Origin of the sequence: Streptomyces neyagawaensis, from assembly GCF_023516595.1 — a bacterium.
Classification (GTDB): Bacteria; Actinomycetota; Actinomycetes; order Streptomycetales; family Streptomycetaceae; genus Streptomyces; species Streptomyces neyagawaensis.
Genome location: NZ_JAMGBG010000043.1, coordinates 148,775 through 162,500, shown reverse-complemented (window position 1 = coordinate 162,500; position 13,726 = coordinate 148,775). Strand labels below are relative to the sequence as shown.

General features: G+C 72.0%; 15 protein-coding genes. 4 read left to right on the top strand and 11 right to left on the bottom strand.

The window, feature by feature from the left end; translation table 11 throughout:
- Nucleotides 1-48 precede the first annotated feature (48 nt).
- On the bottom strand, nt 49-1,128 hold the full coding sequence (locus M8J73_RS20205; protein ID WP_055540520.1) for an NADH:flavin oxidoreductase/NADH oxidase: 1,080 nt from the start codon (nt 1,126-1,128) through the stop codon (nt 49-51).
- 145 nt (nt 1,129-1,273) lie between these two features.
- Between M8J73_RS20205 and M8J73_RS20200 the strand changes: the two genes are divergently transcribed.
- Complete coding sequence (locus tag M8J73_RS20200; RefSeq protein WP_249828893.1) at nt 1,274-1,636, top strand: ArsR/SmtB family transcription factor; 363 nt, start codon at nt 1,274-1,276, stop codon at nt 1,634-1,636.
- On the opposite strand, the gene M8J73_RS20195 is transcribed toward M8J73_RS20200, so the two are convergent.
- Together M8J73_RS20195 and M8J73_RS20190 are read right to left on the bottom strand one after the other, a co-directional pair.
- Complete coding sequence (locus M8J73_RS20195; RefSeq protein WP_249828892.1) at nt 1,547-2,944, bottom strand: nucleobase:cation symporter-2 family protein; 1,398 nt, start codon at nt 2,942-2,944, stop codon at nt 1,547-1,549. The two genes, M8J73_RS20200 and M8J73_RS20195, sit on opposite strands and share 90 nt — an antisense overlap.
- Nucleotides 2,945-3,070: 126 nt before the next feature.
- A complete protein-coding gene (locus tag M8J73_RS20190) occupies nt 3,071-4,417 on the bottom strand; it encodes an FAD-dependent oxidoreductase (RefSeq protein WP_249828891.1) in 1,347 nt (448 codons plus the stop codon).
- Between the two features lie 124 nt (nt 4,418-4,541).
- Between M8J73_RS20190 and M8J73_RS20185 the strand changes: the two genes are divergently transcribed.
- Nucleotides 4,542-5,075 (top strand): DUF6214 family protein, encoded by a 534-nt coding sequence (locus tag M8J73_RS20185; protein WP_055541615.1) that lies wholly within the window; start codon nt 4,542-4,544, stop codon nt 5,073-5,075.
- 85 nt (nt 5,076-5,160) lie between these two features.
- Here M8J73_RS20185 and M8J73_RS20180 read toward each other — a convergent pair whose 3' ends face one another.
- Nucleotides 5,161-5,826, bottom strand: a complete 666-nt coding sequence (locus M8J73_RS20180) for a DUF305 domain-containing protein (protein WP_055541614.1) — start codon at nt 5,824-5,826, stop codon at nt 5,161-5,163.
- Nucleotides 5,827-6,019: 193 nt separating this feature from the next.
- On the opposite strand from M8J73_RS20180, the gene M8J73_RS20175 reads away from it, so the two are divergent.
- Complete coding sequence (locus tag M8J73_RS20175) at nt 6,020-7,531, top strand: LVIVD repeat-containing protein (RefSeq protein WP_055541613.1); 1,512 nt, start codon at nt 6,020-6,022, stop codon at nt 7,529-7,531.
- An 18-nt stretch (nt 7,532-7,549) separates the two neighbouring features.
- Here the strand turns inward: M8J73_RS20175 and M8J73_RS20170 are convergent, their stop codons facing one another.
- From M8J73_RS20170 to M8J73_RS20150, 5 genes are all read right to left on the bottom strand, one after another.
- Nucleotides 7,550-8,200: a TetR/AcrR family transcriptional regulator gene (locus M8J73_RS20170; protein ID WP_055541612.1), complete on the bottom strand. Its 651-nt coding sequence runs from the start codon at nt 8,198-8,200 to the stop codon at nt 7,550-7,552.
- A gap of 191 nt (nt 8,201-8,391) precedes the next feature.
- Complete coding sequence (locus tag M8J73_RS20165) at nt 8,392-9,090, bottom strand: HAD family hydrolase (RefSeq protein ID WP_055541611.1); 699 nt, start codon at nt 9,088-9,090, stop codon at nt 8,392-8,394.
- Nucleotides 9,091-9,122: 32 nt separating this feature from the next.
- On the bottom strand, nt 9,123-9,806 hold the full coding sequence (locus M8J73_RS20160; RefSeq protein WP_055541610.1) for a phosphatase PAP2 family protein: 684 nt from the start codon (nt 9,804-9,806) through the stop codon (nt 9,123-9,125).
- 140 nt (nt 9,807-9,946) lie between these two features.
- Nucleotides 9,947-10,882, bottom strand: coding sequence for a M56 family metallopeptidase (locus M8J73_RS20155; RefSeq protein WP_055541609.1), 936 nt, complete (start codon nt 10,880-10,882; stop codon nt 9,947-9,949).
- A 75-nt stretch (nt 10,883-10,957) separates the two neighbouring features.
- Nucleotides 10,958-11,506 carry a DUF5134 domain-containing protein gene (locus M8J73_RS20150; protein WP_055541608.1) on the bottom strand — a complete coding sequence of 183 codons (549 nt, stop codon included), beginning with the start codon at nt 11,504-11,506 and terminating at the stop codon, nt 10,958-10,960.
- Nucleotides 11,507-11,825: 319 nt separating this feature from the next.
- Here M8J73_RS20150 and M8J73_RS20145 point away from each other — a divergent pair, with 319 nt between their 5' ends.
- On the top strand, nt 11,826-12,374 hold the full coding sequence (locus M8J73_RS20145; protein ID WP_055541607.1) for a MarR family winged helix-turn-helix transcriptional regulator: 549 nt from the start codon (nt 11,826-11,828) through the stop codon (nt 12,372-12,374).
- Nucleotides 12,375-12,410: 36 nt separating this feature from the next.
- On the opposite strand, the gene M8J73_RS20140 is transcribed toward M8J73_RS20145, so the two are convergent.
- On the bottom strand, nt 12,411-13,175 hold the full coding sequence (locus tag M8J73_RS20140; protein WP_055541606.1) for a VOC family protein: 765 nt from the start codon (nt 13,173-13,175) through the stop codon (nt 12,411-12,413).
- 153 nt (nt 13,176-13,328) lie between these two features.
- The gene (locus M8J73_RS20135) at nt 13,329-13,721 is read right to left on the bottom strand and encodes a VOC family protein (protein ID WP_055541605.1); all 393 of its coding nucleotides are present in this window, start codon (nt 13,719-13,721) and stop codon (nt 13,329-13,331) included.
- Nucleotides 13,722-13,726 lie beyond the last annotated feature (5 nt).

Here is a 13,726-nt window from a genome sequence, read left to right as displayed (position 1 = left end):
GCGCGCCCCGCCTGACGAGACCATCCGGGGTCCGCCGGGGCGCGGAGGTCAGACCGACCGGTGGTACTGCTCGGGAACGTGCACCTCGCCCCCCAGCTCCCCGGCGGTCTGCCGGGCCCAGGAGGGGTTGCGCAGCAGCTCACGGCCCAGCAGCACGGCGTCGGCCTCCCCATTGGCGAGGATCTTCTCGGCCTGCTCGGCCTCGGTGATCAGACCCACCGCCGCGACGGGCAGCCCCGCCTCGTCCCGGACGCGGGCGGCGAACGGAACCTGGTAGCCGGGGCCGACGGGGATGCGGACACCGGAGGCGTTGCCGCCGGTGGAGACATCGAGGAGGTCCACGCCGTGGGCCTTCAGTTCGGCCGCGAGCCGGACGGTGTCGTCCGCCGTCCAGCCGCCCTCCTCCAACCACTCGGTCGCGGAGACCCGGAAGAACAGCGGCTTGTCCTGCGGCCACACCTCCCGGACGGCGTCCACCACCTCGAGTGCGAAACGGATCCGGTTCTCGTACGAGCCGCCGTAGGCGTCGGTACGGCGGTTGGAGTGCGGGGACAGGAACTCGTTGATCAGGTAGCCGTGGGCGCCGTGGATCTCGACGACCTCGAAACCGGCGGCGAGCGCACGGCGGGCCGCCTCCGCGAACTGCCCGACGACGGCCCGGATCTGCTCGACCGTCAGCTCGTCCGGCACCGGGTGCTTCTCGTCGAACGGCACCGCGCTGGGCGCGACCGGCTGCCAGCCGTGCGCGTCCGGGCCGACCGGGTCGCCGCCCCGCCAGGGCTGGTCGGTGGACGCCTTGCGCCCCGCGTGCGCCAGTTGCACCGCGGGCACCGTCCCCTGCGTCCGCAGGAACCCGGTGATCCGGCGGAACGCCTCCACCTGCGTGTCGTTCCAGAGGCCGAGGTCGTACGGGGAGATCCGGCCCTCGGAGGCCACGGCGGTCGCCTCGACGATGATCAGGCCCGTCCCGCCGGTGGCGCGTGCCGCGTAGTGCGCGAAGTGCCAGTCGCCCGGGGCGCCCGTCCCGGGCCCCTCCGGCGCGGCAGAGTACTGGCACATCGGGGGCATCCACACCCGGTTCGGGATGGTCAGTTCACGCAGGCGGTAGGGCTCGAACAGCGCGCTCACGGCGGACTCCGATCGTCAGGGGATGCCGACACGGGTCGGGTACGACTCGATGCCTTGTACGATAGCCATCGTAGTACGGCGGATGTCAAACTACGATGGTCCTCGTACAATGAACTCCCCGAAGGCCCGACGCAAGGGAGCCGCCGTGACCACGCCCGCCGTCAGCAGTCGCGATCTCCCGCATCCGGAGACCGCTCAGATCCGGCTGGAGTCCGTGCTGCACGCGCTCTCCGACCCCATGCGACTGCGTATCGTGCGAGAGCTCGCCGCCGACGGCGACGAGCTCTCCTGTTCGTACTTCGACCTGCCGGTCACCAAGTCCACGACCACCCACCACTTCCGGGTGCTGCGCGAGAGCGGGGTGATCCGGCAGGTCTACCGGGGCACCGCCAAGATGAACGGCCTGCGCCGGGACGACCTAGACGGCCTCTTCCCGGGGCTTCTCGACGCCCTCCTGGACGCCGCCGACCGGCAGGCCGCCCAGGTCCGGGACCTCGGCGACGGCTGAACCGGCCCTCGACGGTAGGTGGTTGAAGAGCAGGTTCAGCGCGATCGCCGTGAGGCAGCCCGCGCTGATGCCGCTGTTCATCACCGTCTGGAACCAGTCGGGGAACTTCGCGTAGACCGTCGGCACCCCGACCGGCAGCATGCCGACGGCCACCGACACGGCCACCACCGTCAGGTTGTGGTTGTCCTGGAAGCCGACCCGCGCCAGCGTGCGCAGCCCGCTCGCGGCGACCGTACCGAACATCACCAGGCCCGCACCGCCGAGCACCGGCGCCGGGATCGCGGCCACCACCGCACCCAGCTTCGGCAGCAGCCCCAGCAGCACGAGGATCCCGCCGGCGGCCGCGACGACCCAGCGGCTGCGCACCCGGGTCATGCCGACGAGACCCACGTTCTGCGCGTACGCCGTGTACGGGAAGGTGTTGAAGACCCCGCCGAGGACCGTGGAGAACCCGTCGGCCCGCAGCCCGTCGGCGAGGGAGCGCGACTCCACCTTCCGCCCGGTCATCTCGCCGACCGCGATCAGGTCACCGGTCGTCTCGGTCATCGTCACCAGGGCCACCACCAGCATCGACACGATCGCCGGCACCTCGAACGTGGGCGCCCCGAAGTGGAACGGCGTACTGACACCGAGCCAGTCGGCGTCCCCCACCCCGCCGAAGTCGGTGAACCCGAGGGGCACGGCGACGGCGAGGCCGACCATGATGCCGATCAGTACCGCGATCCGACTCAGGAACACCGGGGCGAACCGCTGCACCCCCAGGACCACGAGCAGCACGAACGCGGCGAGGGCCAGATTCCTCGGCGCGCCGAAGTCCTTCGCGCCGACGCCGCCGGCCGCCCAGTTGCCGGCCACCGGCAGCAGGGACAGACCGATGATCAGGATCACCGTTCCCGTGACGAGCGGCGGGAAGAAGCGGAGGAGCCGGCCGAACACCGGCGCCAGCAGCATGATCGCCAGGCCGGCCACGATCACCGAGCCGTAGATGGCGGGGAGCCCGCCCCCCTCCGTGCCGATCAGCACCATCGGGGACACGGCCGCGAACGTACAGCCCTGCATGATCGGCAGCCGTACGCCGAAACGCCAGACGCCCACGCACTGGATGAGCGTCGCGACACCGCACACCAGGAGGTCCGCGGTGATCAGATACGCCAGGTCCGCGGGCGGCAGCCGCATCGCGCCGCCGACGATCAGGGGGACGGCGACGGCGCCGGCGTACATCGCGAGGACATGCTGAAGGCCGAGTGCCGCGAGGTGACGTACGGGAGGGACCGCGTCGACGGGGTGGACGGGCGCGGCGTCGGTCATGGGCGCTCCAGGGTGGGGCCGGGCGGGGGGACGTCTTGAGACCGTAGGAGGTTTGAACAGTTTGTTGATGTCGGCGGTGTTGCCGATCCATGTCGAGGCGGCGGGCCACGGTCCGGCCGCGTGCGTCTAATCCCGGGCCTCACCTTGAGCGGCCGTCAACAGGGACTCCCAGTCCGGGAGTTTCACCACGCCGCGGCCCAGGGAAGCGCCCAGTTCCGCCTCCGCCCGTTCGATCGCCTGCCAGCCCGACCACTCCACGGGGCGGACGCCCTCCGCCCGCAGGGCCGCCAGCGGGTCCGCCGGGACCGCGCGGCGCAGGAGCGCGGGGGCGTCCTCCAGCAGGGAGGTCACCGTCTCCTTCGCACAGGGGCGGTTGGTGCCGATCACCCCGGTCGGGCCCCGCTTGATCCATCCGGCCACGTACTCGCCGGGTGTGGCCACGCCCTCCCGCACGACCCGGCCCGCGACATGGGGGACCGTGCCCCGCGCGGGATCGAAGGGGAGCCCGTCGAGCGCCACGCCGCGGTAGCCGACCGAGCGGAGCACGAGCTGGGCCTCGATCTCCTCGTACCGGCCGGTCCCGACGAGACCGCCCCGGCCGTCCGGCCGGGTGCGCTCCAGCCGGACGCCGCAGACCCGGTCACCGTCGGCGAGGAGCTCGACCGGGCGCAGGAAGAACCGCAGCCGGATACGGTGGCGGCCGCTCGGCGCCGGCGCGTTGGCCCAGCCGCGCAGGACCTCGATGTTCCGGCGCTGCGCGGCGGGCAGGGCCGACGGGTCGACGTAGTCCGGGTCCATCTCCAGCTCCACCGGGTTGACGGTGACCTGGGTGTCCGGGAGGGTGCCCAGCTCGCGCAGCTCCTTGGTGGTGAAGCGCGCCACGGAGGGACCGCGGCGGCCCACCATGTGGATGCGGGAGACCTGGCTGGAGGCGAGCGAGGCGAGGGCGGACTGCGGCATGTCGGTCGGGCTCAGTTCGGCCGCGCCGCGCGCCAGCATGCGGGTCACGTCCACGGCCACGTTCCCGACGCCGATGACCACCGCGGTACGGGCACCGAGGACGAAACCGTCGGCCACGGCGTCCGGGTGCGCGCTGTACCAGGACACGAACTCGGTCGCCGACCAGCTGCCCCGCAGTTCCTCGCCCGGGATGCCGAGCCGGCGGTCGGTGGCGGCGCCCACGCAGTACACCACCGCGTGGTACAGCTCCCGCAGCCGCGCCACCGGCACACCCCGGGGCCCCACCTGGACCCCGCCGAGGAAGCGCACCCGCTCGTCCTCCAGCACGGTGCGCAGGTTGTTCTGGAGCGACTTGATCTTCTCGTGGTCCGGCGCCACCCCGTACCGGACCAGTCCGTAGGGGCAGGGCAGCCGGTCGAGGACATCGACCAGGACGTCGGGATCCCGCTGGACGAGGCTCTGGGCGGTGTAGCACCCGCTCGGCCCCGAACCCACGACGGCGACATGGAGCACGGCGGAACTCCTTACGCGAGGAGATCGCTGATGCCTCCAGGATCGCACTGTGGGGGCCGCCGGGGGAGGGGGCGCTCGGCGTGGCTGTGCCGAACGATTGTGATCACTCCCTTACGTTGCGTGTGTGCTCGAAGCTTCCTTTCTCAACCTTTCTGATCGGCATTGGCAGGACGGTGCGGTCTCGGTGTGGCCCGCGTGGGAGGTGCAGGAAGGCGGGGGAGCCACCGTCTGGTTCAACGCCCGGCTGAGCTTCCCGGACGGGGCCCGGGTCGAGGTCCTCGCCGTGGTGGCCGGGGGGCGGCTGTCCCTGGAGGACGTCCGGGCCCAGCCGCCGCTGTCCCTGGACGACCTGGCGGAGCTGGCCGACTGGATCGAGGGCCCGCTCTTCGAGGCGTGCGGCACCATGCTGCCCGACCCGGTCGAGGACAGCGCGCCGGGCGCCCGGCACGCGGCCGCCCGCCGGGCCAGGCCCGCCTGGCCACGGGGCACGGAGGGGCGGCGGCTGGTGGCGGTGGAGTACCTCACCGCGCAACGGGAGGGCTTCGACCCGGTGCTCGCGGTGATGTGCGCGACCGGGCACAGCCGCCGCAGGTCGCTCCGGCTGATCGCCGGAGCCCGTGACGCCGGCCTCCTGACCCCCCGCCACGCCCGGCGCTGAGCCCTTCGCGACGAGGGCCCAGTGGCCGGGCAGGAGGTCGCGTGGCTGGGCCAGGAGGGCCCGTGTCGGCCAGGAGGGCCCGTGTCTAGGCCACGAGGTCGCGCATCCTGCTGATCTCAGTCGTCTGCTGGGCGATCACGTCGTCGGCCATCTCCTCGATCAGGATGTTGTTGCCCTGGGTCTTGACGTCCGTGGCCATCGTGATCGCCCCCTCGTGGTGAGTGATCATCAGTTTCAGGAAGAGGCGGTCGAACTCCGCCCCGTCCAGCGTGCCGAGTTTCTTGAGCTGCGCCTCGGTCGCCATGCCCGGCATCTCCCCGTGATCGTGCGACGTGCCCTTCTTGTCGCCGTCGTGGACCTTCAGCCAGCCCTCCATGGCCTCGATCTCCGGCTTCTGGGCTGCCGAGATGCGCTCGGCGATCCGCTTCACCTGTGTCGACTTCGCATGCTTCGGGGCGAGTTCGGTCATCTCCAGGGCCTGGCCGTGGTGCACGATCATCATGCGGGCGTAGGCGAAGTCCGCGGAATTCGGCGAGTCGTCCTCGGCGCGCCGCTTTTCCGCCTCCTCGGGCGACAGGGTATGGGCCGCCTCGCCGGGTTTTCCGGGAGCGATCACCGCGGGTCCGCTGGACCGGACGGAAGCGCCGTCGGGTTCGGCGTCCGACCCCGAGTCACAGGCCGCGAGCGCGAGGAGAGCGGCCGTCAACGAGGCCGTGACCAGCGACGCGCGGGATGTGCGGCGAACGAGCACAGTGACCTCCTGGGCAGAGCAACGGGTGTGCACCTGGCGAGTGTTGACGATCGTTCCTAACACGCATTCAGGTGCCCGTGATCAAATTTGTTCGTTACAAATACATGGCCACCTGTTGTTCTGTGCATGCTGAAGACGATACTTCGGAGGTGCCTGAACCGTTCGACTGCGAACGGCTACGAGGGAGGACACAGTGACCCTGTTAAACAACCTTCGGACGCGCCACAGACGGCTGGGGGTGGCCGCGACGGCGGCCGGACTCCTGGCCGCGCTGCTCACGGCCGGTCCGGCGGCCGCGACCCCCGACCCGGGGGACGGGCCCACCGTGCGTGAGAAGGTCTCCAAGAGCGACGCCGCCGAGGCGCGTGAGGCGATCGCCGCCGGTGAGATACCCGGCAAGGACGAGATCGTCCACTCCGCCAACATCGAGCACCTGACCAACATCCCGAAGGAGGCGCTGCCGGGCACCAACTCCGACCTCGCCTTCCAGGGGAAGTACGCGTTCGCGGGCAACTACGACGGCTTCCGCATCTTCGACATCAGCAACCCCAAGTCCCCGAAGACGGTCGCCCAGGTCCTCTGCCCGGGCTCCCAGAACGACATCTCCGTCTCCGGGAACCTGCTCTTCCTGTCCACGGACTCCTCGCGCAGCGACAGCTCCTGCAACAGCACCACGCAGCCCGCGAGCGAGAAGTCGTCGTGGGAGGGCATGAAGATCTTCGACATCAGCGACAAGGCGAACCCGAAGTACGTCGCCGCCGTCGAGACCGCCTGCGGCTCGCACACCCACACGCTGCTGCCGAAGCGGAAGAACATCTACATCTACGTCTCCTCGTACTCGCCGAACGCGGCGTTCCCCGACTGCCAGCCGCCGCACGACGGCATCTCGGTCATCAAGGTGCCGCGCTGGGCCCCCGAGAAGGCGGCCGTGGTGGGCTTCCCCGTCCTCTTCCCCGGTGAGGGCCCGGACGGCGGCGGCAACCCGGGTGGGCCCACGAACCCGGGCGTCTCCAAGACCACCGGCTGCCACGACATCACGGTGCTGCCGTCGAAGGACCTCGCGGCCGGCGCGTGCATGGGCGACGGCATCCTGTTCTCCATCGAGGACCCGGAGAACCCGAAGATCATCGACCAGGTCCAGGACAACGTGAACTTCGCGTTCTGGCACTCGGCGACCTTCAACCAGAAGGCCAACAAGGTCGTCTTCACCGATGAGTTGGGCGGCGGCGGCGCGGCCACCTGCAACGAGGTCATCGGCCCGAACCGCGGCGCCGACGGCATCTACGACATCGTCGGCAGGGGCGACCACCGCAAGCTCGTCTTCAAGAGCTACTACAAGATCCCCCGCTACCAGGCGAACACCGAGAACTGCGTCGCCCACAACGGCTCGCTGATCCCGGTCCTGGGCAAGGACATCATGGTCCAGGCCTGGTACCAGGGCGGTGTGTCCGTCTGGGACTTCACCGACTCCGCCAACCCCAAGGAGATCGCCTACTTCGAGCGCGGTCCCATCTCCACGGACACGTTCGTCGGCGGCGGTGCCTGGTCGGCGTACTACTACAACGGCTACATCTACTCGAACGACATGGTCAAGGGATTCGACGTCCTGAAGATCGACGACCGGCGCACGAACCCCGCCCGGTGGGTGCATCAGCGTGAGCTGAACGTGCAGACACAGCCGGACTACTTCGACTTCGGCTGGTAGGACGCAGGACCGACACCGTCAGGTGGCGAAGAAACGCGACAGATCCCTGTCGCGCGTCCCGCCGGTCCCCCCGGGGGCCGGCGGGACACCCGACTCCCAGTCGAGTCCGTAGCGCCGAAAGAGCTCCGCCCGCAGAGTGGTGAGCGGCAGCGGCGCGTTCGGCAGCACCATCGCGTACACGGCACCCATCAACAGGGCCCGCAGCAGCGGGTAGTCGGTGTCCGGGTCCGCGGAGCCGTGCCGGGTCACCGTGTCCCGCAGCAGTTCGCCCAGCCGCCGCTGCTCGGCGCACTGCACGAAGCCCTCCGGTGCCTGGAGCAGCCCCGCCATGTGCTGGCGCATCAACACGGGCCGGTCCAGGGCCAGTCGCAGGATCGCGTCGACCGCCCGCGCCATCCGCTCCCGCCCGTCGTCGCTGCGCGGCTCGCCCTCCAGCGCCTCCTCCAGCGTCCGGTGCATCAACCGGTGCACCGCCGACTGGACCAACTGGCGCTTGCCGGGGAAGTAGTACGACACCAGGCCCCGTGCCGATCCCGCGCGGTCCGCGATGTCCCCGAGCGTCGTGGCCTCGTAGCCCCGCTCGTCCACCAACTCGACGGCGGCCTGCAGCAGTCGCTCCCGGGAACGCCGACGCAACTCTTCATTGACCGAGGCGCTGCGCGGGGACATCCTGTAACTCCTGCGTTGACTGGCTGCCAGCCAACTATACTCAGTGCTTCCGGGCGGCGACCCTGTGTGTCCCTCCCGGCCGCTGTCCGTCCCGGGCCGCACGGGGGACGGTCCGGGACGGACGACGGGTCGCCGACGGCGGCGCCCCGGACGCCATGACCCGCCCGACGGATCCGCGACCGGGCGGTGTCTCAGCCCACCAGCCTCAGCACCGGGCGCAGTCCGTCCGGCCGGCTGTCCGCGGGCAGATGGTCCACGAAGTGCACCGCACAGCCCAGGGCCGCCGCACCGCCGTCGGCCCGCCGGTCGTCACCGACCATCAGGGTGTCCCGCGCGTCGACGCCGAGCGCCTCGCAGGCGAGCGTGAACAGCCGCGGATCCGGCTTCTGGATGCCGTGCTCGTACGACAGCACATAGGTGCCCACGTACGGGTCGAGACCGTGCGCGCGGAACACCGGACGCAGATCCCAGCCGATGTTGCTCACCACGCCGACGGCCACCCCCCGCTCCCGCAGACCGGCGAGCACCTCGACGGCGTCCGGGTACGGGCGCCACGCGGATGGCGTCATATGGCGGTCGTACAGCGCGTCGTGGAGCGCGGGGTCGGGCAGGGACACCCGCCGCGACAGCCCCGTGAAGGCCGCCCGATGCTGCTCGGCGCTCCGGTCCCGGACCGTCCACAGCTCACCCAGCTCACCGGTCGGCAGCTCCACGGGGGCCGGCCCGCCGGGCAGCGCGCCCGCCCGCTCCAGCGCCTCGGCTGCCCGCACCACCTCCTGCTCGGGCAGGTCGACACCGGTGTCCGCGAGCACCGCCCGCAGCCAGGACTCGCCGGACTCGATACGGAAGAGGGTCCCGGAGAAGTCGAACAGCACGCCTTTGATCGTCATGGCGGCGATCCTTCGCGGTGGTCCCGACGCGGTCAAGTACGCCTCGGCGCGCCCCACTTCTCGTACGTCAGTACGGCCAGTGCCACGGTCAGCGTGCCCAGCAGCCAGCCGCCCACCACGTCCGACGCCCAGTGCACGCCCAGCCAGATCCTGGTCAGACCCACACCGAGGACCGACACCGCGGACACCGCCAGCGCCACCCGTGTCACGACGCGTCCGGCGCCGTACAGATGGAGGAGCCACAGCAGCAGACCGCACACCACGGTCGCCGTCATGGCGTGACCCGACGGGAAGGCGGCGTAGTGCGCGGAGTCCACGGGGTCGGGCCACGCGGGCCGCTCCCGGCCGACGGCGGCCTTCAGCCCCTGCTGGACCGCCGTGCCCACCGCACAGGTGACGGCCAGCCAGATCGCGAGCCACCACTCCCGGTGCCGCCACACCAGCCAGACCACGGCGGCCGCGACGATGAGGCGCATCGTCACCGGATCCCACACCCAGTCCGTCAGGATGCGGAAAACATGGGTGACCCCGGACTCGGCGACGGCCCATCTGTGGGTGGTGTCCGCGATGCCCTCGTCCAGGGACATCAGCGGCGCCCAGGAGAGCGCGACCAGGAAGAGCAGCAGGACGGTGGGCGCCGCGAGGGCCGCGGCGACGCGGCCGGTGCGGGTGTGCGGCGGCCGGTGGGGCGGCGCGTCGACGGTGGGGGTGTGCATACAGCGATCCTCGCCGACCCGTGGGGCTCCGGGCCAACGCCGGGGCGTGAGATCACTGTCACGCGCCGCGACCGGAGCACGAGCCGTGCCTCGCGCGTTGTTCTTGGGGTTCCCTTTGTCGGTTCTTTGCCGGGTCACGGTTACCCGAGTGCCCGCAACCCCGGTACGAAAGCCACCAGAACCGGCAGCGCGGGCAGCAGGGCCGCGCACGCGGTCAGCCTCAGCCGACGTACGGGCGTGAGGCGGTCCGGGGGAGCGAGCAGCCGGTGGACGCGCCGCGGCACATGGTCCTCGGGGGCCGAGCACGGCCCGAACACGCCCCGGTCCTCGTTGAGGCCGACGAGCGCGAGGGCGGTCGTCAGGCGTCCGTGGCGGCGGGAAGCGGTGTCGTCGGCGGCGAGTTCGACCAGGCGGTGCATCTCGTCGCGGAACGCGGCGAACACCGGCACCCTCGGGAAACCGCCCGCCAGCGCCGCCGAGCAGTGCAGCAGCCAGTCGTGCCGGGCCCGCGCGTGCCCCTGCTCGTGGGCGACCACCGCGTCCACCTGCCGCCCCTTCAGCCGGCGCAACGCGGCGGTGGTGATGACCAGTCGGGGCGCCGAACCGGGCAGCCACCAGGCGTCCGGCCGTTCGCCCTCCACCACCACGAGCCGGTCCGCCCCCGGCTCCTCGCCGGGCAGCAGGGGCGCGCGGCGCAGAAGCTCGGTCTCCCGCCGCCGCCGGTGCCGCCGGGCCAGCGCGATCTCGCCGACCAGCATGGCCCCGGTCCACACCCCGCCGCACGCGAGGGCGACCGCGGTGACCGCCGCCCACGAACCGCCGGTGCCCAGCGCGTACGCCTCGACCACGCCGTGCGGCGCCGGCGCGAACAGCGGTCCGCGCACCGCCGTCCAGGCGGCGGCCGCGCTCAGCGCCATCGACAGCGCGCAGCACAGCAGGACGGCCGCCACGACGCACTGCCACACCCACAGCGCGACCACAGGTTCACGGTCCGGCCAGTCCGCCCGGGCCAGCAGTCGCGGAGCGACGACGGCGGTCAGGGCGCCGAGCAGCAACAACGCCGCGGGGACCATCATGGGTGAAGCCTATGAGCGGGACGGGGCGTGACGACATGGGCCGGGCGGCCCAAGTGACGCAGACCACGGTGTGGATCACACCGTGAGCAGCATGGCGAACATCCCGATGCCCATCGACAGCCGGCAGGCCCGCGCCACCTCGGGCCGGTCGCCCCAGCCGGTCCCGGCCCCTGCCGCGAGCCCGGTCCCGGCCCCTGCCACCGGCATCAGCCGTACGCCCGCCCACAGCACATAGCCGGCGAAGTACAGCAGGAGCGTCCCGGTGAGCAGCGGCGACCCGCTGCCGCCGTGGCCGCCGGGGGAGGCCGTCATCACCACCGCCATGTAGACCATGGCGACGGCACCCACCAGGTGGTGCAGGTGGTGCGGGCTCGTGCGGGCCGCCCACAGCGCCCGCAGCGCGGCGGCGCCGAACACGACGGCGTAGGCCAGCCAGGTCCAGCGCGGGGGCGCCGCCGCGGCGGCGGGTACGGCCATCGCGGCCATGCCGAACCCCATGAGTGCCTCACCGCCCGCGGCCCTGCGCTGCTCCTCGACGGAGCTGCGCATCCGCAGCAGGCAGTACCCACCGGTCAGCGCGCAGAGCGCGACCAGCAGCCAGCCGGGGGAAGCCGGTCCGTGCACGTGCACCTCCACGCTCGACGGCGTCGAACAGTGATGACCGTGAGGTCGACCAGTCGGTCAGGGCATGCCCCTGCCCGGTGGCGCGCAGACGAGCGCACGGGAGTACGCGGGGGAGCGCGCGGGGTGCATCGACGCGCGGGGTGCGTCGGGCAGGGGCTCGCCTCCCCCGAGCGGCGGGCGGGCTGAGCAGGGATGCGGCTGAGCAGGGGTGCGCGCGCCCCGCCGTCGGAGCGGGTGACCGCGTCCGGCGGGCCGGACGCCGTACGCTCACGGCGACGGCACGACAGCACGGATTCCACGCTTCGGAGGGCGCACCGGCATGACGGCAGGCAACGGGCGGACGGCGGCGGGGAGCGGCGCGGCTCTCGGGGACACGGTCGCCAAGGTGGTGCGTCAGTGGCAGACGGTGCACCCCGGTCTCGACACCGGACCCATGGAGATCATCGGCCGGGTGAACCGCTGCGCCGCCCTCCTCCAGCAGGCGGAGGACGCCCCGCTGCGCCGCGCCGGGCTCACCCGCCCCGAGTTCGACGTCCTCGGCACCCTGCGCCGCACCGGCCACGAGCTGACGCCCAGTGAGATCGCCCGCGAGACGTTCGCCTCCGGCGCGGCCGTCACCAAACGCGTCAAGCTGCTCAGCGAGCGCGGGCTGGTGGAGCGGCGCGGCGACGCCCGGGACCGGCGCGTCGCCCATGTCCGGCTCACGGACTCGGGCCGTGACCTCGTGGACAGCGTCCTGCCGGAGCAACTGGCCTACGAGATGAATGTGCTGTCCGGGGTCGGCACCGACGACCGCCGTGAACTGGCCGGACTGCTGGGCGAGTTGCTGATCCAGCTGGAGGGCCGGCTGGGCCTGCCGCGCACCTGAGGCCCCGGCGCGCGCACGGCCGACGGCGGCAGAGGCTCAGCGCTCCTCGTCCACCAGGTACACGCCGAACATGGCGCCCTGGGGGTCGCGCAGCACCGCGATGCGCGGACCGTCCGCCACCGTGGTCGGCTCCATGAGGACGGTGCCCCCGGCCTCGACGGCGATCCGGGCGCTGTCGTCCACGTCCTCGACGGCGAAGTAGGGCAGCCAGTGCGAGGGCACCTCGTGCGGGAACTTCTCGTCCATGGTGATCATGCCGCCGAAGTCGGCGCCGGCGATGCCCCACTGTGTGTAGTGCTCGGAGGCGTGCACGGTCCAGCCGAACACGGTGGTGTAGAAGGTCTCGTCCCCCTCCGGCGCGCGGGTCAGCAGCTCCACCCAGCCGAGGGCGCCGGGCGCGTTGAACAGACCGGCACCGGGGAAGGTACGGGCCTCCCAGAGCTGGAAGGCCGCGCCGCCCGGGTCGAACGCCACCGCGAACCGCCCGAGGTCGAAGACGTCCATGGGCTCCAGGACGATCGATCCGCCGGCCGCCCGCACCGACGCGACCGCGGCGTCCGCGTCGGCCACCGCGAACGACACGTTCCAGGCCACCGGCTGCGACTCCTGGTACAACGGCGCGAGGGCGGCGACGGCGGCGTCGCCCAGATGCGCCACCGTGTACCCGCCGGCCTCCTGGCGCGGGTCGGTCTCCGGACGCCATCCGAACAGGTCGGTGTAGAACCGCTTGGCCGCCTCCAGATCACTGGTCCCCAGCTCGGTCCAGCAGGGCCCGCCGGTCACCGGCCTGTCGAGCTTCATGGCGCTCCTCGTGGAAGGGACGGCCCCCACCAGCACGCTATGCCCGCACCCCGGCCCCCGGCCACCGGGGCTCCGGGGCGCCCCGGTGGAGCTGCCGACGGAGAACCGGGGCGGGCACGGGGCAGCCACCGAGCCGGTGTCAGGCGGGCCGGCTCAAATGCCCGGCCGGTACCGCAGCGGATGGTCCGCGGGGATCTCCACCAGCACGATCTCCGTACCGTCCGGGTCGGCGATCCACATCTCGATCAGCCCCCAGGGCTCCTTCACCGGCGGCCGCCGCACCTCCACCCCGGCCGCCACCAGCTCCTCGTGCGCCGCCGTCACGTCCGCGACCTGGAGCCACAGCTTCAGCGCGGGCGAGGGCGGGGTGTCGCAGCGCCCGGCGACCTCCAGGAAACCGCCGCCGAGGAAGTACACGACACCCCGGTGGTCACCCGTACCGAACTCGCGGTACACGGGGAGCCCCAGCTTCTCGCCGTAGAAGACACGGGAGCGCTCCGGGTCGGTGGGGCGCAAAAGGGTACGGCTGCTCAATACATGGACCATGCCGT

Excerpts from the sequence above, each read along its gene's own strand:
- M8J73_RS20140 (WP_055541606.1), bottom strand. The coding sequence starts at position 13,175 with ATGAAGCTCGACAGGCCGGTGACCGGCGGGCCCTGCTGGACCGAGCTG.
- M8J73_RS20135 (WP_055541605.1), bottom strand. The coding sequence starts at position 13,721 with ATGGTCCATGTATTGAGCAGCCGTACCCTTTTGCGCCCCACCGACCCG.
- M8J73_RS20195 (WP_249828892.1), bottom strand. The coding sequence starts at position 2,944 with ATGACCGACGCCGCGCCCGTCCACCCCGTCGACGCGGTCCCTCCCGTA.
- M8J73_RS20170 (WP_055541612.1), bottom strand. The coding sequence starts at position 8,200 with ATGTCCCCGCGCAGCGCCTCGGTCAATGAAGAGTTGCGTCGGCGTTCC.
- M8J73_RS20160 (WP_055541610.1), bottom strand. The coding sequence starts at position 9,806 with ATGCACACCCCCACCGTCGACGCGCCGCCCCACCGGCCGCCGCACACC.
- M8J73_RS20145 (WP_055541607.1), top strand. The coding sequence starts at position 11,826 with ATGACGGCAGGCAACGGGCGGACGGCGGCGGGGAGCGGCGCGGCTCTC.
- M8J73_RS20165 (WP_055541611.1), bottom strand. The coding sequence starts at position 9,090 with ATGACGATCAAAGGCGTGCTGTTCGACTTCTCCGGGACCCTCTTCCGT.
- M8J73_RS20155 (WP_055541609.1), bottom strand. The coding sequence starts at position 10,882 with ATGATGGTCCCCGCGGCGTTGTTGCTGCTCGGCGCCCTGACCGCCGTC.